Genomic DNA, 5,101 nt, shown 5'->3' on the forward strand with positions numbered 1-5,101 from the left:
GTGCGGGTGGGTATCACCTCGTTTGCACAGGAAGCGCTCGGAGACATCGTGTTTGTGACGTTGCCGGCGGTCGGTGACCGGGTGCAGGCCGGTGAGCCGTTCGGCGAAGTAGAGTCGACCAAGAGCGTCTCGGACGTCTACGCCCCGGTCTCCGGGGAGGTGATCGCTCGCAACGAGGTGCTCGACAGCACTCCGGAGCTGGTCAACTCCGATCCCTACGGTGAGGGTTGGCTGGTCGAGGTGGCCGTCGACGACGCCGGGACGACCGATTCCCTGCTCGACGCGGACGCCTACGCCCAGCACGTGAAGCGAACGTGATGATCTGCACATGTAGTCTGGCGTTCAGGTCCACGCCACGCAGGAATAGCTGACCTACTCCCTTTGCGCGGTAGTGGACCCGATGCACTAGCCTCATTGTGCGCCGGGAAGGCGATACGAGGCCGGGATGTCGCGGTCGGTGTCGACCCTTCCGGCTTCGGGGCCGTCCGCGCGGTGGGTGGGTGTCCCCGAGGAGGAATCGAACTTTCGCCACCCCAGGCAGGTGGCCCGAGCGGCCGACCCAACCGCACCCGCGGCGGTCCGGCAGGAAGCAGACGCGACCGTGTTCTGCACGAGGTGCGGACAGCAGAACCCGACTGATGCGTTGTACTGCGCGCGGTGTGGGTCTCCACTGGTACGTCCAGGTGAGCCCGTCGCGCCGGAACGACCTGCCGAGCAGACGTCGACGCTCAACCTTGCCGCAGCCCTTTCGGGTATCGAGGGTGATCACGTCGACGAGTCGACCGAGCGGGATGCCGTCGCCGCCGTTGACGCGTTGCCACCGGGTTCAGGTTTGCTCGTGGTCAAGCGAGGGCCCAACGCGGGCAGCCGTTTCCTGCTGGATGCCGACCTGACGACGGCGGGCCGGCATCCGGAAAGCGATATTTTCCTGGATGATGTGACGGTGTCGCGCCGTCACGCCGAGTTCCATCGGTCTCCGTACACGAAGGGCTTTGCCGTTCGTGACGTAGGTAGCCTCAACGGCACCTATCTCAACCGGGAGCGGATCGACTCGGCCGAACTGTCCAGTGGTGACGAGGTCCAGATCGGCAAATTCCGACTGGTGTTCCTGACTGGATCAATCATGGCGACGGGTGGCGGGGGGCCCCAGTGAGCCGATGGTCCCATCGATGAACGCCGGTCGGGCCACGACATCGTCCGTGCCGATGCCCGCTCGGGCCCCGGCGGGTGGCTCCCCCGCGAAGACGTTCAACATCGGCGAGGTACTCGATCGACTGAGGCTGGACTATCCCGACGTGACGCTGTCCAAGATCCGATATTTGGAGGCGGAAGGTCTGGTGGTCCCGGCCCGGACGAATGCGAACTATCGCAAGTACTCATCCGATGATGTGGGTCGACTCCGTTACATACTCGGTGCACAGCGGGAACGCTTTCTGCCGCTGCGAGTGATCAAAGAGGAACTGGAGTCCATCGACCGCGGCGAGCACCCGCGTGAGCGGTCCGGCCCTCGCCCGGTCGCACCACCCCCGCCCCGCGTCCTGGACATGATCGTCGACGGCGGCGAGACGGTGCGGATGTCGCGCCGGGAGCTGCTCGCCGCCACCGGCATCGGTGACGATCAACTTGTCGAACTCGAACAGTACGGGCTGCTCGCGCCCCGCCCCGGCGGTAGCTATTTCGACGGGGACGCGCTGGCGGTCGCACGCACGTTCGCCGCGCTGAGCGCCTTTGGCGTCCAGCCTCGTCACCTGCGTTCCTCGCGGGTCGCGGCCGATCGGGAAGCGGGACTGATCGAACAGGTGGCGGCCCCCCTACGGGGGCAGCGCGACCGTCCCGGCGGGCACGCGCAGGACACCGTGGACGAGCTCGCGGGTCTGCTGGTTCGGCTGCACGCCGCCCTGCTGCGCTCACGGTTGCGGGCCGGGCCGAGCTGATGACGCCACCTCGGCATGTCCGTGGATCAGTCTTTCGCAGGCCGATTCGCCCGCGGGCACCTATCGTTGACAGTGGGGTGGAAGATGTCCACGGTAGTCGATCTTTCCGGATGCACCGGGCACGCTGACGAACTCCAGCGACGGGGATACTGTCACCCGGTGGGCGTCTACAGTTTCCGCTCAGATCATCCCGTCCTGCTCACCTGTGCGAGGAGGTAGATCGGTGCATCGGCTGGACATCGTCGGCGTTCGTGTCGAGCTTCCGTCGAAGCAGCCGATCGTCCTGTTGAAGGAGGTCGGAGGTGAGCGCTACCTGCCCATCTGGATCGGCGCGGTGGAGGCGACAGCCATCGCGTTCGCGCAGGAGGGCATCACGACCGCCCGTCCGATGACCCACGATCTCATGCGTGATGTGCTGCAGGCCCTGCAGACGGAACTCACGAGGGTGACCATCAACGATCTCCAGGACGGAGTGTTCTTCGCGACGCTCGTGTTCGGAAACGGAGTCGAGGTCTCGGCCCGGCCGTCGGACGCCATCGCGCTGGCCATGCGGATGGGGGTACCCGTCTACGGCGAGGAGTCGGTACTCGCCGAGGCTGGCATCACCGTGCCCGAGGATCAGGAGCAGGAGCAGGAGAGCGAGCTGGAGAAGTTCCGAGAGTTCCTGGACACGATCTCACCGGAGGACTTCAACACACCAGGCTCCTGATCGTGTATTCCCCGTCACGCGGTGGATCAGGATCGTCACCGGGCGGCGTCACCAGGTGGCAGCACCAGGCGGCATTGCGAGCCGTTGCGGCACGTGTGCGGTTGTATCCTCAATAGTTCGGGCTGGGCGTGCTTTCATGCGGTTGCGGGACACGTCAATCCTGATCATTGATCCAACCGTCGAGGGCTCTTACCGTCGAGTCGAGGTTGCGGTCCCGCCACGGCGGCCGCGCACGGCGATGCTGTGGCGGGGCCGGGTGAGCCCGGGAGCCGGTTGGTGGGACGGATGGCGACAGCGATGATCGGACGGCGATGATCGAGCAAGGTCAGCTCTTCCCGGATGATCTTCCTCAACCTCCTGGCGATGATGTCGGCTACCGGGGGCCCACCGCGTGCGCCGCTGCGGGGATCACCTATCGGCAGCTCGACTACTGGGCCCGTACAGGGCTTGTCGTGCCGAGCGTGCGAGGCGCCACCGGGTCGGGTAGCCAGCGGCTGTACTCCTTTCGCGATGTGCTGGTTCTGCGGGTCGTACGCAAACTGCTTGAGGCGGGGGTCTCCCTGCAGAACATCCGTGCCGCCGTGGACTGCCTGCGCGTCCGCGGGATCGACGATCTTGCCAGGGTCACCCTGGTCAGCGACGGGTCGACGGTGTACGAGTGCACCTCCGACGACCAGGTCATCGACCTCGTCCAAGGAGGGCAGGGGGTCTTCGCGATCGCGGTCGGCCGGGCCGTGCGGGACATGCGCGGGCAGCTGTCGCAACTGCCGACCGAGCGGCCCGAACGCCCGGGACCGGTCGGGCACCCGGCGCACGTCGCCGTCGGTCATCCCGGGGACGAGCTGGCCAACCGGCGCGGCCGGCGCAGCTCAGCCTGAACCAGCGGGAAGCCCGGGGGCCGACGCGGCTACCCGACCGTGGTCACGTTGCTGGACCGAACCCGCGGGGACGGGGAGCATGAGGCGCCGGCCCGTCCGGTAGCGTCACATCGGCGCAGGCCCACCCAGTCAAGGGAAAACCCCGCCTTCGTCGGATCTCGTCGTTAGGTTGGTTCTACCGGTAGGTCACGGGTCGGCCAGGACGCCACACCACCATCGTCGTGCCATTTGCTTGATCGCGGGGAGGTCGCGGTGTCGGGCACTCGGCGAGTGCGGACGCTGGTCACTGGCATCCAGACATGCCTCGGTGAGGCGCTGAGCCTCGCCGATCGGCTGGAGGCACTGGCCGACCAGGTCGAGCTGCCCGAACCGGACGCGCCCCTTGCGGGTACCGGTACGCGTCCGACCGACCAGCTCCATTGGCCCGACGACGCCTGGCACACCGGATCCAGCGCTGCGCAGCGGGTGCCCATCGCGCTCAGCGCCGCGGCCTCGATCGCCCGTGAGCAGGCGCCCGCTCTCGCCGGCGCACGGTGGTCGGCGCCGGCGTGGACGCCGGTGCGCCAGGCCGGCCTGGCCGGGCACCCCACGCCTGGCGAGCCGGTGTCCGCACCGGAAGTGTCCGTGCAGGGAGTGTCCGTGCAGGGAGTGTCAGCACCGGGCGTACCCGTGCAGGGAGCCGCGGAACGGCACTACCGGCCAGGCCTGTGGCGGGTGGGGAGAGTGATCGTCCCACCGCTGCTGCCCGGCGGAGTCGCCGCCGAGGTTCCCCTCGCCGTCAGCCTGCTCGACGGCGGCAACCTGCGCATCGTGGTGGACCGTGACCGCCGGGGTGAGGGGGTCGGCGTTGTGCGCGGCCTGCTCACCCGGGTGCTCGCGGCGGCGCCGGCCGGGTCGGTGCGGGTCATCGTCTACGACCCTTATGAGCTGGGGGCCGGGCTTGCAGGTTTCGCCCCGCTGCGGGCCGCCGGCGTCGCCAGCCCCACCCTGACCACCCGAACCCGCCTGGAAGGCGTGCTCGCGGAGCTTTCCGCGGAGGTGGGGCGGATCACGGTCGACCGGCTCGGCGGCCGGTTCGCCTCGTTGCGGGAGCGAGAAGCCGCCGGCCTGCCGCGGGCCGAGCCCTGGCGGCTGCTGGTACTGCTGGCCTGGCCGTCGCTGGCCGACGACGCCGCTCGGGCGCTGGCGGCGGTCGCCGCCCAGGGTCCTGCATGCGGTGTGCACGTCATCGTCCTGGCGGAGGAGGGCGCCGCCGCCCCCGGTGCCCGACGCGGGCATGACACCCTGGCGCACGCCGAGACTCTGTGGCTGACCGACGACGGCGGGAATCGTCCTGCCGGGGACCCGGGCCGGCCCGAGGGCGACCGGCCGAGCTGGCGCTGCTCGCTGTCGGGTCCACTTCGATGCGACCTGGATGAACCCCCGCCCCCCGATCTGGTGGCCGCGGTGGCCCAGATCGTGGCTGCCGCCGCGGCCCACGAGGCCGCCCGGCCGCCGAACGCGCGCGCCCTGCTACCCGAGACGCTGTGGAGCTTTGACGCCGCCGGCGGTCTTGCTGTTCCGGTGGCGTTCGGCCCGGA

General features: G+C 68.9%; 5 protein-coding genes and 1 pseudogene. All 6 read left to right on the top strand.

Annotation, left to right across the window (positions count from 1 at the left end):
- Window positions 1-318: glycine cleavage system protein GcvH (gene gcvH / locus U9979_RS11920; protein ID WP_322779438.1), on the top strand; the 318-nt coding region annotated here is incomplete at its 5' end.
- Window positions 319-601: 283 nt separating this feature from the next.
- Window positions 602-1,153, top strand: coding sequence for an FHA domain-containing protein (locus U9979_RS11925; RefSeq protein ID WP_322750289.1), 552 nt, complete (start codon window positions 602-604; stop codon window positions 1,151-1,153).
- Window positions 1,154-1,169: 16 nt separating this feature from the next.
- Entirely contained in the window at window positions 1,170-1,934 is a 765-nt protein-coding gene (locus U9979_RS11930) for a MerR family transcriptional regulator (RefSeq protein WP_322750287.1), read from the top strand.
- A 223-nt stretch (window positions 1,935-2,157) separates the two neighbouring features.
- Window positions 2,158-2,643, top strand: coding sequence for a bifunctional nuclease family protein (locus tag U9979_RS11935; protein ID WP_322750286.1), 486 nt, complete (start codon window positions 2,158-2,160; stop codon window positions 2,641-2,643).
- 311 nt (window positions 2,644-2,954) lie between these two features.
- On the top strand, window positions 2,955-3,521 hold the full coding sequence (locus tag U9979_RS11940; RefSeq protein ID WP_322750285.1) for a MerR family transcriptional regulator: 567 nt from the start codon (window positions 2,955-2,957) through the stop codon (window positions 3,519-3,521).
- 252 nt (window positions 3,522-3,773) lie between these two features.
- Window positions 3,774-5,101: pseudogene (locus tag U9979_RS11945) on the top strand (cell division protein FtsK); the annotation flags it as partial.

This window comes from Protofrankia sp. Cas4 (genome assembly GCF_963555915.1).
Lineage (GTDB): Bacteria > Actinomycetota > Actinomycetes > Frankiales > Frankiaceae > Protofrankia.